This window comes from Burkholderiaceae bacterium, assembly GCA_024235995.1.
Lineage (GTDB): Bacteria > Pseudomonadota > Gammaproteobacteria > Burkholderiales > Burkholderiaceae_C > Ottowia.
In genome coordinates, this window is sequence record JACKLI010000001.1 from 1,538,295 (window position 1) to 1,555,747 (window position 17,453).

Below are 17,453 nucleotides of genomic sequence, written 5' to 3' on the forward strand. Positions count from 1 at the left end.
TGGGAACAAAAAACCCGCACGAGGCGGGTTGGGCAAGGGAGTGAAGAACCGGTGCCTATTGCAGCGTCACTTCCACGCGGCGCGCCTGCGCGCCGGTGCCGGCCTGGATGTCCTCGGGCTTTTGCAGCTCGATCCGGTCATCGGCCACGGCCAGGCCGGTCAGCAGGGCGCGAACGGCCAGGGCGCGCTGCTTGGCGATTTCGGCGTTGGCGGCGGCGCTGCCGGTGCTGTCCACGTAGGCGCTGATGAAGGCCTTCTTGCCGGCCTTCACGCCTTGGACGACGGCCGCCAGCGCCTGGCCGCCGTCGGCGGCGGGCTCGGTCTTGCCGCTGGCGAAGTAGAAGATCACCTTCTCGCCCTCGACCTTGACCGAGGCGGCGTCATCGGCCGCAGCGACCACCGCGGCAGTAGGCGCGGCTTCGGCCACCGGGGTCTTGCCGCCGTGCAGGCTCACCACCAGCGGCACGATCAGCAGGGCCACGATGTTGATGATCTTGATCAGCGGGTTGACGGCCGGGCCGGCGGTGTCCTTGTAGGGGTCGCCTACGGTGTCGCCGGTGACGGCGGCCTTGTGCGCGTCGCTGCCCTTGCCGCCGAAGTGGCCGTCCTCGATGTACTTCTTGGCGTTGTCCCAGGCGCCGCCGCCGGTGCACATGCTGATGGCCACGAACAGGCCGGTGACGATGGTGCCCATCAGCAGGCCACCCAGCGCCTTCGGGCCCAGCAGCAGGCCGACCAGAATCGGCACCACCACCGGCAGCAGGCTGGGGATCATCATCTCCTTGATGGCCGCGCCGGTCAGCATGTCCACCGCCTTGCCGTATTCGGGCTTGCCGGTGCCTTCCATGATGCCCTTGATGTCGCGGAACTGGCGGCGCACCTCCTCGACCACGCTGCCGGCGGCGCGGCCCACGGCCTCCATGGCCATGGCGCCGAACAGGTAGGGGATCAGCCCGCCGATGATCAGGCCCACGATGACCATCGGGTCGCTCAGGTCGAAGCGCACCGCGCTGCCCAGGGTGTCCAGCTTGTGCGTGTAGTCGGCAAACAGCACCAGCGCGGCCAGGCCGGCCGAGCCGATGGCGTAGCCCTTGGTGACGGCCTTGGTGGTGTTGCCCACGGCGTCCAGCGGGTCGGTGATGTCGCGCACGCTGGGGGGCAGCTCAGCCATCTCGGCAATGCCGCCGGCGTTGTCGGTGATCGGCCCGTAGGCGTCCAGCGCCACCACGATGCCGGCCATGGACAGCATGGACATGGCGGCCACCGCCACGCCGTACAGGCCCGCCAGCGTGTACGAGACCAGGATGGCGATGCACACGCAGATCACCGGCCAGGCGGTGGACTTCATGCTGATGCCGATGCCGGCGATGATGTTGGTGGCGTGGCCGGTGGTGCTGGCCTGCGCCACGTGCTGCACCGGCTTGTACTGCGTGCCGGTGTAGTATTCGGTGATCCACACCAGTGCGCCGGTCAGCACCAGGCCGACCACGCAGGCGCCGAACAGCTTGCCCACGGCGCCCGTGCCGCCCAGGGCGTTGTCGGGGATGATGGCCGCGGTGACGAACCAGAACGCGATCAGCGACAGCACGCCGGCGATCGCCAGGCCCTTGTACAGCGCGGGCATCACGTTCTTCATGCCGGGGCTGGCCTTGACGAAGAAAGTGCCGATGATGGAGGCGATGATGGACACCGCGCCCAGCGCCAGCGGGTAGATTACCGCCTGCGTGGGCGCGGCGGTGATCATCAGCCCGCCCAGCACCATGGTGGCGATCAGCGTGACGGCGTAGGTCTCGAACAAATCGGCCGCCATGCCGGCGCAGTCGCCCACGTTGTCGCCCACGTTGTCGGCGATCACCGCCGGGTTGCGCGGGTCGTCCTCGGGGATGCCGGCCTCCACCTTGCCCACCAGGTCGGCGCCCACGTCGGCGCCCTTGGTGAAGATGCCGCCGCCCAGGCGCGCGAAGATGGAAATGAGCGAGGAGCCGAAGGCAAAGCCGATCAGCGGGTTGAGCGCGTGGCTGTCGGCCGCCGTGCCGCCCAGGAACCAGTAGAAGCCGGTGACGCCCAGCAGGCCCAGACCCACCACCAGCATGCCGGTGATGGCGCCGCCGCGAAACGCCACGTCCAGCGCCGGGCCGATGCCGCGCGTGGCCGCCTGCGCGGTGCGCACGTTGGCGCGCACCGACACGTTCATGCCGATGAAGCCGCAGGCGCCCGAGAGCACCGCGCCCACCACAAAGCCGATGGCGGTTTTCGCGTCCAGAAAGATGCCGATCAGCACCGCCAGCACCACGCCGACGATGGCGATGGTCTTGTATTGCCGCGCCAGGTAGGCCGCCGCCCCCGCCTGGATGGCGCCGGAGATTTCCTGCATGCGGGCGTTGCCGGCGTCCTGCGCCAGGATCCAGCCGCGCGCCCAGAAGCCGTAGATGACGGCCACCAGGCCGCAGACAAGCGCCAGGATCAGCGCTGCGTTTCCATTCATGAGAGAGACTCCTCGTGTGTCGCGTTTTCGCTTCGGAGGAGCCGGCCGGGTGCTCAGGTGGGCAACGCAGCTGGCTTCTCCACCGCGTTGCTTCCTCGTGTGCCCCTTGCAGGCACGTGATTGGCCAACAGGCCGAATTTAGCGCGAAAGCAGGCCGTTTGCCCAGCGCCAGGCGGCAGCGCCCGTAAAATCGACGCGGATTTTCCGTCTTGCCCCAGCGTGGGGCGCCTATTGCAAAAAAGCCACACCATGTCCGTCAATCTCGTGTCTCCCGGCAAAAAAGCCCCCGAGGAATTCAACGTCGTCATCGAAATCCCGATGGACTCCGACCCCATCAAGTACGAGGTGGACAAGGAGAGCGGGGCGATCTTTGTCGACCGCTTCATGACCACCGCCATGTACTACCCGACCAACTACGGCTACGTGCCGCAGACCCTGTCGGGCGACGGCGACCCGGTGGACGTGCTGGTGATCACGCCCTACCCGCTGCACCCGGGCGTGGTGGTCACCTGCCGCGCCCTGGGCATCCTGAAGATGGAGGACGAGGCCGGCATCGACGGCAAGGTGCTGGCCGTGCCCACCACCAAGATCCTGCCCATCTACAGCCACTGGAAGACGGCCCACGACGTCAACCCCATGCGCCTGCACGCCATCAGCCACTTCTTCGAGCACTACAAGGACCTGGAAGCGGGCAAGTGGGTCAAGGTGCTGGGCTGGGAAGGCCCTGAGGCCGCGCACCAGGAAATCGCCAGCGGCATGGCGGCCTACAAGAAGTAGGACGGGCTCAGCCGCCGCGCCGCTCGGCCACCGCGATGCCGCCCAGCACCATGGCCAGGCCCAGCGCGTGGTAGGGCCGCAGCTGCTCGCCCAGCAGCAGCACGGCCAGCGCGGGGCCGAACACGGGGGTCAGGTTGTAGAACACGCCGGCGCGCGCCGGGCCGATCAGCTCCACCGCGCGGATGTAGGTGATCTGCGACACGAACGAGGGCAGCAGCCCGACGTAAAGAATGATCCACCAGCCGCGCGGCGTGGGCCAGAAGAAGCCGCCCGCCGCCGCCTCCCAGGCCAGCAGCGGCAGCGAGGCCAGCGCCGCCACGCCGGCGACGGCGGCGAAGAACGCCAGCGGCGACACCGCCGGCTTGGCGCGCAGTCCCAGCGTGTAGCCCGCGTACAGCACCGAGGCCGCCAGCACGCCCAGGTCGCCCGCGTTCAGGTCCAGCGCGCACAGCACCGACCACTGCCCGCGCGCCGCCACCACCGCCACGCCCGCCAGCGTCAGCGCCACGCCCAGCGCCTGCAGCGCGCCCACCCGCTGGCGCAGCGCCACGGCGGCACCCAGCAGCACCAGCACCGGCACCACGCCCTGGATGATGGCCAGGTTGACCGCGCTGGTGTGGTGCGCGGCGGTGTAGTACAAGGCGTTGAAACCGGTGAAGCCGGCCACGCCCATCGCCGTCAGGTAGCGCCAGCGCGGGCGCAGCAGCGGCCAGGCGGCCACCACCTGCCGCCGCGCCACCAGCCACAGCGCGATGCAGGCCACCGACCAGCGCGCGGTGGTCAGCATCATGGGCGACACCTGGCCCACGGCCAGCCGGGCCGCCACCACGTTGCTGCCCCAGACCAGGGTGGTGAAGATCAGCAGCAGCAGCGCCGGCCGGCGGTCGAGCCAGGCCCGCAGCGTGGCGGCTGGGGGCAGGGCGGGCGAGGCGGGCATGGCGCCGAGCGTAGCAGCGCGGCAGCGCGGAGGCGACACGGCTGCGCCAAATTTCAAGCCAAATCGCTTTGTAGCCCGCATTGAAAAATACCAAGCAGCTATCGAAACAATAGTCGATGCACCGTGCCGATGCCGGCACCCAGGCGCGGCGATGGGGCAGGGATAATGATCCGCGCCCCATGCAGCCGACCACCCCGACCCCCGCGTTCGAGCGCGCCAGCCCGCTGGCGCGCTCGCTGGTGGCCGCCGCCGTGCAGCACATCGAGGCAGCCGGCGCGCTGGATGACGCGGCCGAGCTGCGCCAGGCCTTCGCCGCCCAGCCCACGCGCGCCGCCCAGGTGCAGGCGCGCGCCTGGCTGCTGGGCCAGCGCCTGGGCCTGCCGCAGGAGCTGGCGCGCTGGCGCCTGTGGGGCGGCTGGGTGGGGCTGGCGCTGGCGTTGCTGATCGCGCTGGCGGGCCTGGCGGCGGGGCGCAGCGTGCTGGCGCCCGACCGCAGCATCAATGCCGTGGCCGCGTTCGTCAGCCTGCTGGGCCTGCACGCGCTCACGCTCACGGTCTGGCTGCTGGGGCTCTTGGCCACGCTGGCGGGGCTGCACGTGCGGCTGGGCGACTGGTCGCTGGGCCGGCTGGCCCTGGGCCTGGTGGCGCGCTGGCCTTCGGGGCGCGGCCCGCACGCGCTGGACTTGTGGCGCGGCTTCGGCGCGGTGATGCAGCGCCGGCGCCTGTGGCCGTGGCTGACCGGACTGATCAGCCACGGCATCTGGACGGCGGCCTTCGCGCTGACGCTGGCGGTGCTGGCCTTCGGCTTCGCCTTCCAGACCTATCGCCTGAGCTGGCAGACCACCATCCTGAGCGCCGAGTTCTTCCAGCGCTTCGTGCAGATCACCGGCGCGCTGCCTGCCGCGCTGGGCTTTCCCGTGCCCGACGCGCAGGCCGTGGCGCAGGTGGGGCAGGCGGGCGCCGGCTTCGTGCCCCAGGCCGCGGGCCAGCGCGAATGGGCCTGGTGGCTGATGGGCTGCGTGGCGGTCTACGGCCTGCTGCCGCGCGCGCTGCTGGCACTGCTCAGCGGCTGGCGCTGGCGCGCCGGCGTGGCGCGGCTGGCGGGCGTGGACATGGCCGACCCCGAGGTGCAGCGCATCGTGCGCCGGCTGGATGCGCTGGAGCCGCCGCCCGCGGTGATTGACCCCGAGCACCCCGGCGCCGCCGCGGCCACCCCCGCCTGGCCGGCGGCCGCACCCGGCGCGCCGGGCTCGTGGCGGGCGATCGGCTTCGAGCTGCCGCCCGAGCTGCTCTGGCCGCTGCCCATCGATTCCGCCGCATCGCCCCTGCGCGTCAGCGGCAGCCAGGCCGAGCGCCAGGGCGCCCTGCAGCAGCTGGCCGCCACGCGCCCGCAGTCGCTGCTGCTGCTGGTGCACGCGCCGGCCAGCCCCGACCGCGGCACGGCGCGCTTCGTGCGTGAGGCCGCCGCGCTGGCGCAGCGCACGGCGCTGTGGCCGGTGGGCGAGGGCGCCGACTTGGGTGCGCGCTGGCGCGACTGGTTGAAATCCGAAGGTTTTGACGCTGTGGCCCGCGTGCAATCTGCGCCAGAAGCTCTCGATTGGATAGCAAACCGCGAGGCTGGCGATGCCTGAGCCGCTGATCGTTGCCGTGGTCGGCCACACCAACGCGGGCAAAACCTCGCTGCTGCGCACGCTCACGCGCCAGGTCGATTTCGGCGAGGTGTCCGAGCGCCCCGGCACCACGCGCCACGCCCAGGCGCTGGCGCTGCGGCTGGATGGGCGCGAGGCCGCGCGCTTCATCGACACGCCGGGGCTGGAGGATTCGGTGGCGCTGCTCGACTTTCTGGGCCGCCAGCCGGGCGAGACGCGCACCGAGCGCGTGCGTGCCTTCCTGGCCGGGCCCGAGGCGCGCGCCGCCTTCGAGCAGGAGGCCAAGGTGCTGCGCGCGCTGCTGGAGCAGGCTGACTGCGCCATGCTGGTGATCGACACGCGCCAGCCGGTGCTGCCCAAGTACCGCGCCGAGATCGAAATCCTCGCTGCCTGCGCCAAGCCCGTCATGCCGGTGCTCAACTTCGTGCGCGACGCCGCCAGCCGTGTGGCTGACTGGCACCCGGCGCTGCAGGAGGCCGGCCTGCACGCGCGCGCCGAGTTCGACGTGGTGGCTCCCTTCAACGGCAGCGAGCGCCAGCTCTACACCGACCTGGCCACGCTACTGCCCACGCGGCGCCAGCAACTGGCCGGCATCGTCGATGCGCTGGCGCTGCAGGCGCGCGAGCGCACGCAGGCGGCCGCGCGTGTGCTGGCCGCCAGCCTGATCGACGTGGCCGCCATGCGCCGCGCGCTGCCGGCCGAAGACTTTGCCGACGAGCTGCGCCAGCGCGCCTTCGTGCGCGAATTCCAGGACGGCGTGCGCCGCCACGCCCGCCGCGCGGTCGATGAGCTGCTGGCGCTGTACGCCTTTCGCGCCGACGACGCCGAACTGGCCGACCTGCCCGCGCTGGCCGGGCGCTGGCAGGACGACCTGTTCAACGCCGAGCTGCTGAAAAACGCCGGCGCGCGCCTGGGCCTGGGCGCCATGATCGGCGCCGGCCTGGGCGCGGTGGCCGACGTGGCGCTGGCCGGCCTGTCGCTGGGCGCGGCCACCACACTGGGCGCCACCGTGGGCGGCGCGCTGTCGGGCGGCTGGCGCCCGCTGTGGCGCAAGCTGGAAAACCGCCTGCAGGGCGTGCAGGAGCTGACGGCCGACGACGCCGTGCTGCTGCTGCTGGCCGAACACCTGAGCGCCCTGGCCGCCGCCCTGGCCCGGCGCGGCCACGCGGCGCAGCAGCGCGTGCGGGTGGATGCATCGGCCGATCTGGACGCCGACGAGACCCTGCGCGAGGTGGTCGGTGCCCTGTCGGCGGCGCGCGGCCACCCGGACTGGGAGCGGGGCGTCAAGGGTGCGTCGGATGACGGCGAGCGTGCCGAATTGCAGGACGAGGTGGCGCGGCGGCTGTTGCCGCGCCTGCTCGAGCCCACCGATGCGTGAGTGACCCGGCGCCGCCAGCCGCTACCATGCGCCCAGAACCCGAGGAGGTCGCTTCATGATCAAGAAAATCCTGCTGGCCGTGCTGGCCGCCGTGCTGCTGCTGGCCGCGGCCGTGGCCGTCAACACCGTGCGCAAGGGCTCGCGCCAGCTCAGCGTGCCGCCCTTGCCGCCGCTGGCCATCGACGAGAACGCCGTTGCCCAGCGCCTGGCGCAGGCGGTGCGGCTGAAGACGGTGTCCTCGGCCAGCGACGCGCAGCTCAACGCCGACCAGTTCGAGGCGCTGCACGCGCTGCTTGAAAAGCAGTTTCCGTTGGTGCACGCCAGGCTCAAGCGCGAAGTCGTGGGCGGCCTGAGCTTGCTCTACACCTGGCCCGGCAGCGACCCCCAGGCCAAGCCCATCCTGCTGATGGCGCATCAGGACGTGGTGCCCATCGCCCCTGGCACCGAGGGCGACTGGCAGCAGCCGCCGTTTTCCGGCGCCGTCGCCGACGGCTACGTCTGGGGCCGCGGCTCGTGGGACGACAAGGGCAACCTGCTGTCGCAGCTGGAGGCCGTCGAGCTGCTGCTGAAAAGCGGCTGGCAGCCGCCGCGCACCGTCTACCTGGCCTACGGCGCCGACGAGGAGGTCAGCGGCCAGCGCGGCGCGGCGCAGATCGCGGCGCTGCTCAAGTCGCGCGGCGCGCAGCTGGACTTCGTGATCGACGAAGGCCTGCTGGTGCTCGACGGCGTGATGCCGGGCCTCAAGCAGCCCGCCGCGCTGGTCGGCATTGCCGAGAAGGGCTACATGTCGGTGCAGCTCACCGTGTCGGCCACGCCGGGCCATTCGTCCATGCCGCCGCCCAAGGGCAGCAGCGCCATCGCCATGATGGCCGCGGCCCTGAGCAACCTGGAAAACCAGCAGATGCCCGCCGCCATCCGCGGCGTGGCCGGCGAGATGTTCGACACCCTGGCGCCCGAGATGAGCGGCTTCTCGCGCGTGGCGCTGTCCAACCTGTGGCTGTTCGGCCCGCTGGTGCAGCGCCAGCTGGAGGGCGCGGGCAGCACCAACGCCATGCTGCGCACCACCACGGCGCTGACCATCGTGAATGCGGGCAACAAGGACAACGTGCTGCCCGGCCGCGCCGAGGCCACGGTCAACTTCCGCATCCTGCCGGGCGATACCCGCGAAGGCGTGATGCAGCACGTGCACGGCGCGGTCGATGCGGCGGTGCCGGCCGATCACCTGAAGCTCGAGGCCCTGCCCGGCGCCAAGGAGGCGTCCAAGGTGGCGCCCACCGGCTCGCCCCAGTACCGGGTGCTGAACCAGACCATCCGCGAGGTCTTCCCCGACGCGCTGGTGGCCCCCGGCCTGATGGTGGCCGCCACCGACTCGATCCACTACGAGCCCATCAGCGACCACATCTTCAAGTTCTCACCCGTGCGCGCCAACGGCGAAGACCTGAAGCGCTTTCACGGCACCAACGAGCGCCTTGCCGTGAAAAACTACGCCGACGCCATCCGCTTCTATCACCGCCTGATCATGCAGATGGCCGCCGCGCGGTCCTGAGTTACCCCTGCCGGCGCTGGCGGCGCCAGGCCAGGCCGGTGAGGCCAAGGCCCATGGCCAGCAGGCTCCAGATGCCCGTGGCCGGGATGGGGGCGATGGGGCCGGGGCCGGTGTTGTCGTCGTCTTTCACCGTGACGGTCGCTTCAGTCGGCGTGCCCAATTCGTAGTCGGCCGTGGCGGGTGGCGTGGCCAGCGCGATGGTGGCGGCTACGTTGCCGTCGCCCGGCACGGTGTTGGGCGTGGCGGTGATGGTGCATTGCGCCTCTGTGGCGCCCGCAGCGATGGTGATGGGCGAGGCGCAGGTGGTGCTGTAGCGCGGATTGGTGGTGGGCAAGGTCAGGTCCACCGGCAGTCCGCCGGCGGGGGCCGGCCCGTCAAGCGTGACGGTGCAGGTGGAGACGTTGCCGGCGGCGTCGACCAGGTCGGTCGGCGTGCATTGCAGCGTGGCCGTCAGCTTGGGCAGGCATTCCGCGGCGTCCGTGCTTTGCGCTGTCTGAGTCTGCGTATATTCGTCCGATACCGTCCCTGCGGGGATGCTCATGAGTCGAACGCCGGGCGTGGCGGTGGAAAAGCCGCCCACAAAAGCCATCTGGCCATTCTGCAAACGGGCCGCGCCACCATAGGGCGCCCAGCTTCCGAAAAAGGTTTCGCCAACACCTGTCTGCAGGAGGGTGACGGTGCCTGTCGCCAAATCCACTTGGTAGCTGGTGTTGCTCGATCCGCGAGCTGCGGTGGCAATCCCATAGGCGTATGTGCCCGTTGCATCGATGGCAAAGTCACCCGATTGCGCCGTAATAGCTTGACTCAGCGTAATCGTGCCCACATAGGTAGGCACATCATTCGCGACGCTGATCCGAATCAATTCGTTGACAGGGCCACCCCGCAGGTTTCCAATGATCAACTCGTTGTTGGCCGGGTTGAATGCCGCTGCGTTGACGTTGGGACCCCATTGGAACCACCGGTTGGCGGGCATACCTTGAATCACGCCCAGGTTGTCCACGCCGGTCGTGCCGTATTTCAGCACCTGGATGTGGCCCGTGTAGTCGCGCGAAGTTGCTTGGCTGAAATCGGTGTCGCCCTGCGTCGCGCGAATGGCGTAGATGTAGCCGTTCTGGGGGTGCATGCCCATGGCCACCGTTGCGCCCGCGTTTACCGACGTGGCGCTGCCGGCATTGATCGGCGTTGGGGCGCCTTGCCCCGTCCAGATATTCGTGATGGCGGCGGCATCGCCTGCCGCTGCGGGCAAGGTCACCTGGTCGAGCGCAATCGTGGGCGGAGTGCTGGAATTATCGGTTCCCGACTTGAGATACCGTGCCTGGTAGAACGACAGCGAGCCCACCGAACAACGGGGCAACGGCGCGCCAGCATCCGCGCGGCCGATGGACGGCAGTGCCGCGAGCACGACTGCGATCGCGATGACTGAAGCCTTTGCTACGAATTGCGGCCTGCGTGCAATGGTGTGCGGATCAAATGTCATGACAAATACCCTCCCTGCAACAAAAAACAACAATTATTAACAGTATTGAAATATTATTACCGATTTTGACGGGGCGCCGGACCGGGCGTCGGGTGCTGGCGGCTTGACAAGCGGGTCTGGTGCGGCAGACTTCACGCAATCAGCATGATCGTGCGTACGACAATCGCTCCATGAAACACATCGTCCTTCTTGCCGCCACCCTGCTGGCCTCCGCTGGCGCCCAGGCCAGTTGTTATACGGTGTTGGACGCCAAGGGCCAGATCGTGTCGCAGACCTCCACCCCGCCGGTGGACATGGCGCTGCAGCTGCACCAGACCGTGCCCGAGCGCTTCGGCCCCGGTGCCGACATGGTGTTTGGCGTGGCCGACGAGAACTGCGGCCCGCCGGCCGAGCCCTTCGAGGCGGCGCAGCTCACGCCGGTGGTGCACAAGGCGGGCAGCCCGCGCGCGGTGCGGCGCAAGCCCAAGGCCGACCGGGGCTGAGTCTCTACGCTTGTTCGTGGCGCAGCGGCGAGCGCGCCTGCAGCTGCTCCAGGTACTGCGCCATCCCCTGGTCCTCGCGCGCCAGAAAGCGCGCCACCGCGTCGGCAAAGGCCGGGTGCGCCAGCCAGTGGGCGCTGGTGGTCTGCACCGGCAGCAGGGCGCGCGCCATCTTGTGCTCGCCCTGCGCGCCGCCCTCGAAGCGCGCCACGCCGTGGGCGATGCACCAATCGATGGGCTGGTAATAGCAGGCCTCGAAGTGCAGGCAGTCCACCCGCTGCAGCGCGCCCCAGTAGCGGCCGTAGGCCACGATTTCGGAGCCTTTTGAAACGTTGGCCGGCGCCGGATCTGCGTCGACAGCTATCAAACTGCAAGCAATCGGCTGTCCCGCGCGCTCGGCGATGAACAGCACCCAGTGCTCGGCCATGTCGCGTGCCATGGCCTGGAAGAAGGCGGGTGTCAGGTAGGGGTCGTTGCCGTGCTCCAGGTAGGTGCGCTCGTAGCAGCGGTAGAAGAAGACCCAGTCCGCCGGCGTGATGTCGGCGCCGCGCGCCCAGCGAAAGGTCACGCCGGCAGCCGCCACCTTGCGCCGCTCCTGGCGAATCTTCTTGCGCTTGTCCTGCGTCAGCGCGGCCAGGAAGTCGTCGAAATCACCAAAGGGCTGGCCGGTGGATGCGTGCTGGTTTTTCCAATGAAACTGCACCTGGTGACGAGACATCAGTTGCGATGACTCGCATGCGGCGAGGTCATCCTCATCGCCGAACAGCACATGCAGCGACGACAGCTTGCGCTGCGCACACCACGCCAGCAGCGCCCGCACCAGCGCCGCGCGCGCCGCGCCGTCGCGCGCCAGCAGGCGCGAGCCCGGCACGGGGGTGAAGGGCACGGCCACCAGCGCCTTGGGGTAGTAGCGCAGGCCATGCTCGGCGTAGGCATTGGCCCAGGCCCAGTCGAACACGTACTCGCCATACGAGTGCGCCTTGAGGTACAGCGGGCAGGCCGCGGCCAGCTCCGCCCCGTCCCACAGCAGCATGAAGTGTGGCGCCCAGCCCGTCTCGGGCACCGCGCTGCCGCTGGCGTGCAGCGCCGCCAGGTATTCGGTGCGCATGAAGGGCGTGGGTGCGTGCTGGCGTGCCAGCAGGGCGTTCCACGCCCGGGCGTCGATGGCGCCGGGGTCGGTGGCGATCTGCTGGCGAAAGGGGGTGGTGGCTTGGAGCAAGGCGGTGTCGCTGAGCGGTGTCGATCGATTATTGGGGAGATCATGGCTGGGTGCCTGTTCGCTACCATTCGCCCCTGACGCCCACCTTCCTGCATCGACATGTCCCTCTCCCTCTGCGTGGCCCAGCTCAACTTCGTCGTCGGCGACATGCCGGGCAACGCGCAAAAAATCATCGACGCGGCGCGCAGCGCGCACGCCCAGGGCGCGCGCCTGCTGCTGGCGCCCGAGGGTGCGATCTGCGGCTACATCGCCGAGGACCTGCTGCTGCGCCCGGCCTTCATGGCGGCCTGCGACGAGGCCGTGCAAACCGTGGCGCGCGAGACGGCGGCCCTGAAGGACCTGGTGATCGTGGTCGGCCACCCGGTGGGCGGCGACGCGCGCGGCCCCAGCGTGACCATCAGCGAGCGCCACAACGCCGCCAGCGTGATCTGCAACGGCCAGGTGGCGGCCACCTACGCCAAGCAGCGCCTGCCCAACTACCAGGTGTTCGACGAGCGGCGCTACTTCGTGCCGGGGCAGGGCGCCTGCGTGTTCGACGCCGGCGGCGTGCGCGTGGGCCTGCTGATCTGCGAGGACGCCTGGTACGCCGAGCCCGCGCGCCAGGCCAAGGCGGCGGGGGCCGAGCTGCTGGCGGTCATCAACGCCTCGCCGTTTCACCAGGGCAAGGGCGCCGAGCGCGAGGCCGTGATGCAGGCGCGCGCGCGCGACGTGGGCCTGCCGCTGGTGTGGGCGCACTGGGTGGGCGGGCAGGACGAGGTGGTGTTCGACGGCCAGTCGTTCGTCATCGGCGCCGATGGCGAAGTGGAGGGCCGCGCCCCGGCTTTTGAGGAAAAACTGTGGTTTGCCCGGGTGCAGCAAGCGCAAGCAGCTATTCAAATAATAGCAACCACGGCGCCGCCGCCCACGCCCGAGCGCGAGCTGTGGGACGCGCTGGTGCTGGGCCTGCGCGACTACGTGCGCAAGAACGGCTTCAAGAGCGTGGCGCTGGGCCTGTCGGGCGGCATCGACTCGGCCCTGGTGCTGGCGCTGGCCGTCGACGCGCTGGGTGCCGAGCATGTGCACACGGTGATGCTGCCCAGCCCCTACACCGCCGGCATCAGCGTGCAGGACGCGCACGAGATGGCGCGGCGCCTGGGCGTGCGGCACGACGAGCTGTCGATCCGCCCCGCCTTCGAGACCGTCCGGGCCACGCTGGCGCCGCTGTTTGCCGGCCGCGCCGAGGACACCACCGAGGAGAACATCCAGGCGCGCCTGCGCGGCCTGCTGCTGATGGCGCTGTCCAACAAGTTCGGCCACCTGATCCTGACCACCGGCAACAAAAGCGAGTACGCCGTGGGCTACTGCACGCTGTACGGCGACATGTGCGGGGGTTTCGCGCCCATCAAGGACGTGGTCAAGACGCGGGTGTTCGCGCTGGCGCGCTGGCGCAACGCGCACGACCCCTACGGCACGGGGGCCAACCCGATCCCCGAGCGCATCATTACCCGCCCGCCCAGCGCCGAGCTGCGCGAGGGCCAGACCGACCAGGACAGCCTGCCGCCCTATGAGGTGCTGGACGCCATCATCGCCCGCTACGTGGAGCACGACGCGGCCATCGCCGAGCTGCTGGCCGAGGGCTTCGCCCCTGCCGACGTCGAGCGCGTCACGCGCCTGATCAAGGGCAGCGAGTACAAGCGCCAGCAGGCGCCGGTGGGCACGCGCGTGACGCCGCGCGGTTTTGGCAAGGACTGGCGTTATCCTATGACCAACCGATTCCGGGCCTGAAACCTGCTGGAGCACACCCCCATGAAGCAAATCACCGCCATCATCAAGCCCTTCAAGCTGGAGGAGGCCCGCGAGGCCCTGGGCGACGTCGGCGTCACCGGCCTGACGGTGACCGAGGTCAAGGGCTTTGGCCGCCAGAAGGGCCACACCGAGCTGTACCGCGGCGCCGAGTACGTGGTCGACTTTCTGCCCAAGGTGATGATCGAGGTGGTGGTGGCCGACGAGGCCGTCGAGCGCTGCGTCGAGGCCATCGTCAAGGCGGCGCGCACCGGCAAGATCGGCGACGGCAAGATCTTCGTCACCCCGGTCGAGCGCGTGGTGCGCATCCGCACCGGGGAAGAGGGCGACGAAGCGGTCTGATCCCCCGGCGCGCGGCGCGCGGGTGGCCGCCGCGCGCGTCGCACGTGCGACAAAGCGCCCTTCGGCTGTGGGCGCCGGCCGCGCTAGCATGGCGCGAAAGCCGTTCAGGAGACAGCAGCCCATGCGCCCGCATCACAAGTTCTGGCCGTCGCGCCTGCCGCACACCATCACCGTGCCCGCCACCTCGCTGTGGCACAACCTGGCGATCAGCGCGCTGCGCTACCCGGACAAGCCGGCCACGGTGTTTTTCGGCGCGGTGCTGACCTGGGCGCAGCTGAAGACCGCAGCCGAGCGGCTGGCCGGGCGGCTGCAGGCGCTGGGCGTGGCCAAGGGCGACCGGGTGCTGCTGAACCTGCAGAACACGCCGCAGCTCATCGTGGCGCACTTCGCCATCCTGCGCGCCGACGCAGTGGTGGTGCCCGTCAATCCGATGAACCGCGCCGACGAGCTCAGACACTACATCACCGACCCCGACGCCAGGGTCGCCATCACCAGCGCCGACCTGGCCGGCGAGCTGGCGGCGGCCTCCAACGCGCTGCCCGCGGGCCAGCGCCTGGCGCACCTGATCGTCACGCAGTACACCGACGCTTTCGACGCCGCCGAGCAGGGCGACGACGCCCCGCCCGAGGCCTGGCGCGACTGGCTGCTGCCGCGCCGCCCGCTGCCCACGCTCGAAGGCGGCCAGGTGCACGCCTGGACGGATGCGCTGACCCAAGGCGGCCCGCTGGCGGCCACCACCGCCGGCCCGCGGGACCTGAGCGTGCTGCCCTACACCAGCGGCACCACCGGCCTGCCCAAGGGCTGCATGCACACCCACGCCAGCCTGATGCACAACGCCGTGGCCTGCACGCTGTGGGGCGGCGGCACCAGCGAGACCGTGGGCCTGGTGGTGGTGCCCATGTTCCACATCACCGGCATGGTGGCGGTGATGCACGCGGCGGTGTACGCCGGCGCCACCATGGTGCTGATGCCGCGCTGGGAGCGCGAGCTGGCCGGGCGCCTGATCTCGCGCTGGCAGGTCACCGCCTGGGCCAACATCCCCACCATGGTGATCGACCTGCTGGCCAGCCCCAACTTCGCCAGCTTCGACCTGTCCAGCCTCAAGTCCATCAGCGGCGGCGGCGCGGCCATGCCGCAGGCCGTGGCGCAGCGCCTGTTCGACGTCTACGGCCTGCGCTACGCCGAGGGCTACGGCCTGACCGAGACCGCTGCGCCCTCGCACCAGAACCCGCTGGAGCACCCCAAGCAGCAGTGCCTGGGCATCCCCTTCATGAGCACCGACGCGCGCGTGGTCGACCCCGACACGCTGAAGGAAGTGCCGCAGGGCGAGACCGGCGAGATCGTAGTGTGCGGCCCGCAGGTGTTCAGCGGCTACTGGAAGCACCCCGAAGCCACGGCCGCGGCGTTCTTCGAGCTGGAGGGCCAGCGCTTTTTCCGCACCGGCGACCTGGGCCGGGTGGACGAGGACGGCTACTTCTTCATCACCGACCGCCTCAAGCGCATGATCAACGCCAGCGGCTTCAAGGTGTGGCCGGCCGAGGTCGAGGCGCTGATGTTCAAGCACCCCGCCATCCAGGAGGCCTGCGTGATCGGCACCAAGGATGCGTACCGCGGCGAATCCGTCAAGGCCGTGGTGGTGCTGCGCGCCGGGCACCAGGGCAGCGTGAGCGAGCAGGACATCATCGACTGGTGCCGCGAGCACATGGCGGCCTACAAGATCCCGCGCGTGGTGCAGTTCGTCGACGCGCTGCCCAAGAGCGGCAGCGGCAAGGTGATGTGGCGCCTGCTGCAGGAGAAGGAGGCCGGGTGACGCCTGCTCGGCCGATGCGTCGGCAGCCAGCAGCTTGCCCACCCGCGGCCACTGCGCCACCTGCCACCGCGCCTTGGCGGTGATTTCCGCGCGCGAGAGGGTGCTGCCGGGGTCGCCCTTGGGCTCATCGACTCTGCCATGCAGCAGGCGGCCGTCGGTGGCCTGCACGGCGATCTTGCCGATCCAGCACTGTGGGTAGGCGGCCAGCGTGCCGGCAGTGGCTGTGGCGTGGAAGACACGACAGTGACTGCGGCCCGGGAATTCGCCCACATGCAACCTCAGCTTACAGCCCGCCATGCGGCGACCCTAAGCTTGGCACCGCTGGCGCCGATCGCTATCAAATTTATATCTATTGCGCTACTGGGCATGGAAATTAAAATTTTCACTGTTTACAAATTCACCAAAAGGCCCGGCGATCTCAACTCTGAAGTGCAACACCAGTGGTTGAGAATCAATGAATCGTAGCCGAATCTTTCTCGCTGATGGCCGTCATGATGCGCTTGAAAGCTTGGTAGGGACTGTCCCATCCCAGCGTCTGCCTGGGTCGGTTGTTCATCAAGTCGGCAATCGAGTCCAGCGCATCTTGGTCATGCACCGACAGATCGGTGCCCTTGGGCAGGAACTGGCGCAGCAATCCGTTGGTGTTCTCGCAACTGCCCTTTTGCCAAGGACTGTGCGGATCGCAAAAGTACACCTTCACGCCCGTGGCCTCACTGAGCGCCTTGTGCCGCGCCATCTCCCGACCCTGGTCGTAGGTGAGCGTTTTGCGCAGCGGCGCAGCCACCGCATTGAGCTTGGCCGAGAACGCCGCCAGCGCACTTTCTGCCGTGCTGCTCTGCATCTTGCACAGCAGCACAAGACGCGTTGTACGCTCCACCAGCACACCGACCGCAGACTGGTTGCCCGCACCCTTGATCAGATCGCCCTCCCAGTGCCCGGGCATCAGGCGGTCTTCGATCTCGGGCGGGCGCACATGGATGCTCACCATGTCAGGGATCTTCCCTCGTCGATCCTGGCCCGCAGAGCGGGGCCTGCGCGTGCTCTTGCCTTGGCGCAGCAAGGCGATGAGCTGGCGGCGCAGCTCCCCGCGTGGGTAGGCGTAGATGGTGTCGTAGATCGTCTCGTGCGAGACGTGCCAGGCGGGCTCATCGGGATGCATGCGCCTGAGTGTGCTGGCAATTTGCTGTGGCGACCAGCACCAGCTGAGCAGCGTGCAAACCGTCTGCCACAAAGCGCCATCGGCATGCAGCTTGGGCAAGGGTCGGGCATCGATGCGGCGCTTCAGATATGCGTGGTGGGCGCTGCTGCTGGCGTAGCCGCTATCGCTGCTGTTGCGCCGCAGTTCGCGACACAGGGTGCTGGGGCTGCGCCCCATCAGTCGCCCCATGGCCCGAAGGCTCCAGCCTTGCTGGTGCAGCGAGCTCAGCGTCATGCGCTCTTCAGCCTGCAGTTGTTTGTATCGTGTTCCCATCGGTGCAACTTACCTCATGTGAGGGTGTTGCACTTCAAAATTGAGATCGCCCCCTAATCTGAAGCCTTCCTACAACAAAATTGGCTCTTCAAAGGGGGGCA

Annotated in this window: 14 protein-coding genes; 9 read left to right on the forward strand and 5 right to left on the reverse strand. The window is 69.3% G+C overall.

Annotated elements, in window-relative coordinates; all coding sequences use genetic code 11:
- Window positions 1-55: 55 nt before the first annotated feature.
- A complete protein-coding gene (locus H6927_07435; GenBank protein ID MCP5217934.1) occupies window positions 56-2,485 on the reverse strand; it encodes a sodium-translocating pyrophosphatase in 2,430 nt (809 codons plus the stop codon).
- Between the two features lie 249 nt (window positions 2,486-2,734).
- On the opposite strand from H6927_07435, the gene ppa reads away from it, so the two are divergent.
- Window positions 2,735-3,262, forward strand: coding sequence for an inorganic diphosphatase (ppa, locus tag H6927_07440; protein ID MCP5217935.1), 528 nt, complete (start codon window positions 2,735-2,737; stop codon window positions 3,260-3,262).
- A 7-nt stretch (window positions 3,263-3,269) separates the two neighbouring features.
- On the opposite strand, the gene H6927_07445 is transcribed toward ppa, so the two are convergent.
- Window positions 3,270-4,199: a DMT family transporter gene (locus tag H6927_07445; GenBank protein MCP5217936.1), complete on the reverse strand. Its 930-nt coding sequence runs from the start codon at window positions 4,197-4,199 to the stop codon at window positions 3,270-3,272.
- Between the two features lie 179 nt (window positions 4,200-4,378).
- Here H6927_07445 and H6927_07450 point away from each other — a divergent pair, with 179 nt between their 5' ends.
- Genes H6927_07450 through H6927_07460 form a run of 3 tightly spaced genes read left to right on the forward strand, consistent with a single transcriptional unit; the run spans window position 4,379 to window position 8,772 of the window.
- The gene (locus H6927_07450) at window positions 4,379-5,830 is read left to right on the forward strand and encodes a DUF2868 domain-containing protein (protein ID MCP5217937.1); all 1,452 of its coding nucleotides are present in this window, start codon (window positions 4,379-4,381) and stop codon (window positions 5,828-5,830) included.
- Window positions 5,823-7,226, forward strand: coding sequence for a GTPase/DUF3482 domain-containing protein (locus H6927_07455; protein MCP5217938.1), 1,404 nt, complete (start codon window positions 5,823-5,825; stop codon window positions 7,224-7,226). The genes H6927_07450 and H6927_07455 overlap by 8 nt, the downstream gene beginning before the upstream one ends.
- A 55-nt stretch (window positions 7,227-7,281) precedes the next feature.
- The gene (locus H6927_07460; protein MCP5217939.1) at window positions 7,282-8,772 is read left to right on the forward strand and encodes a M20 family peptidase; all 1,491 of its coding nucleotides are present in this window, start codon (window positions 7,282-7,284) and stop codon (window positions 8,770-8,772) included.
- A gap of 1 nt (window position 8,773) precedes the next feature.
- Here H6927_07460 and H6927_07465 read toward each other — a convergent pair whose 3' ends face one another.
- Window positions 8,774-10,249 (reverse strand): hypothetical protein, encoded by a 1,476-nt coding sequence (locus H6927_07465; GenBank protein ID MCP5217940.1) that lies wholly within the window; start codon window positions 10,247-10,249, stop codon window positions 8,774-8,776.
- A gap of 170 nt (window positions 10,250-10,419) precedes the next feature.
- Here H6927_07465 and H6927_07470 point away from each other — a divergent pair, with 170 nt between their 5' ends.
- Window positions 10,420-10,731, forward strand: a complete 312-nt coding sequence (locus H6927_07470) for a hypothetical protein (GenBank protein ID MCP5217941.1) — start codon at window positions 10,420-10,422, stop codon at window positions 10,729-10,731.
- 4 nt (window positions 10,732-10,735) lie between these two features.
- Here the strand turns inward: H6927_07470 and H6927_07475 are convergent, their stop codons facing one another.
- The gene (locus H6927_07475; GenBank protein ID MCP5217942.1) at window positions 10,736-11,947 is read right to left on the reverse strand and encodes an N-acetyltransferase; all 1,212 of its coding nucleotides are present in this window, start codon (window positions 11,945-11,947) and stop codon (window positions 10,736-10,738) included.
- Window positions 11,948-12,046: 99 nt separating this feature from the next.
- On the opposite strand from H6927_07475, the gene H6927_07480 reads away from it, so the two are divergent.
- From H6927_07480 to H6927_07495, 4 genes are all read left to right on the forward strand, one after another.
- Window positions 12,047-13,711 carry an NAD+ synthase gene (locus H6927_07480; GenBank protein MCP5217943.1) on the forward strand — a complete coding sequence of 555 codons (1,665 nt, stop codon included), beginning with the start codon at window positions 12,047-12,049 and terminating at the stop codon, window positions 13,709-13,711.
- A 21-nt stretch (window positions 13,712-13,732) separates the two neighbouring features.
- Window positions 13,733-14,071: a P-II family nitrogen regulator gene (locus H6927_07485; GenBank protein MCP5217944.1), complete on the forward strand. Its 339-nt coding sequence runs from the start codon at window positions 13,733-13,735 to the stop codon at window positions 14,069-14,071.
- A 121-nt stretch (window positions 14,072-14,192) separates the two neighbouring features.
- Window positions 14,193-15,881, forward strand: coding sequence for a long-chain fatty acid--CoA ligase (locus H6927_07490; GenBank protein ID MCP5217945.1), 1,689 nt, complete (start codon window positions 14,193-14,195; stop codon window positions 15,879-15,881).
- Between the two features lie 138 nt (window positions 15,882-16,019).
- Window positions 16,020-16,346: a hypothetical protein gene (locus tag H6927_07495; GenBank protein ID MCP5217946.1), complete on the forward strand. Its 327-nt coding sequence runs from the start codon at window positions 16,020-16,022 to the stop codon at window positions 16,344-16,346.
- Here H6927_07495 and H6927_07500 read toward each other — a convergent pair.
- Window positions 16,333-17,352: an IS30 family transposase gene (locus tag H6927_07500; protein ID MCP5217947.1), complete on the reverse strand. Its 1,020-nt coding sequence runs from the start codon at window positions 17,350-17,352 to the stop codon at window positions 16,333-16,335. The genes H6927_07495 and H6927_07500 overlap by 14 nt on opposite strands.
- Window positions 17,353-17,453 lie beyond the last annotated feature (101 nt).

What these genes read in the sequence shown, in the direction of transcription:
- H6927_07435 (MCP5217934.1), bottom strand. Translation starts at nt 2,485, where the DNA reads ATGAATGGAAACGCAGCGCTGATCCTGGCGCTTGTCTGCGGCCTGGTG.
- ppa (MCP5217935.1), top strand. Translation starts at nt 2,735, where the DNA reads ATGTCCGTCAATCTCGTGTCTCCCGGCAAAAAAGCCCCCGAGGAATTC.
- H6927_07445 (MCP5217936.1), bottom strand. Translation starts at nt 4,199, where the DNA reads ATGCCCGCCTCGCCCGCCCTGCCCCCAGCCGCCACGCTGCGGGCCTGG.
- H6927_07450 (MCP5217937.1), top strand. Translation starts at nt 4,379, where the DNA reads ATGCAGCCGACCACCCCGACCCCCGCGTTCGAGCGCGCCAGCCCGCTG.
- H6927_07455 (MCP5217938.1), top strand. Translation starts at nt 5,823, where the DNA reads ATGCCTGAGCCGCTGATCGTTGCCGTGGTCGGCCACACCAACGCGGGC.
- H6927_07460 (MCP5217939.1), top strand. Translation starts at nt 7,282, where the DNA reads ATGATCAAGAAAATCCTGCTGGCCGTGCTGGCCGCCGTGCTGCTGCTG.
- H6927_07465 (MCP5217940.1), bottom strand. Translation starts at nt 10,249, where the DNA reads ATGACATTTGATCCGCACACCATTGCACGCAGGCCGCAATTCGTAGCA.
- H6927_07470 (MCP5217941.1), top strand. Translation starts at nt 10,420, where the DNA reads ATGAAACACATCGTCCTTCTTGCCGCCACCCTGCTGGCCTCCGCTGGC.
- H6927_07480 (MCP5217943.1), top strand. Translation starts at nt 12,047, where the DNA reads ATGTCCCTCTCCCTCTGCGTGGCCCAGCTCAACTTCGTCGTCGGCGAC.
- H6927_07485 (MCP5217944.1), top strand. Translation starts at nt 13,733, where the DNA reads ATGAAGCAAATCACCGCCATCATCAAGCCCTTCAAGCTGGAGGAGGCC.
- H6927_07490 (MCP5217945.1), top strand. Translation starts at nt 14,193, where the DNA reads ATGCGCCCGCATCACAAGTTCTGGCCGTCGCGCCTGCCGCACACCATC.
- H6927_07495 (MCP5217946.1), top strand. Translation starts at nt 16,020, where the DNA reads ATGCAGCAGGCGGCCGTCGGTGGCCTGCACGGCGATCTTGCCGATCCA.
- H6927_07500 (MCP5217947.1), bottom strand. Translation starts at nt 17,352, where the DNA reads ATGGGAACACGATACAAACAACTGCAGGCTGAAGAGCGCATGACGCTG.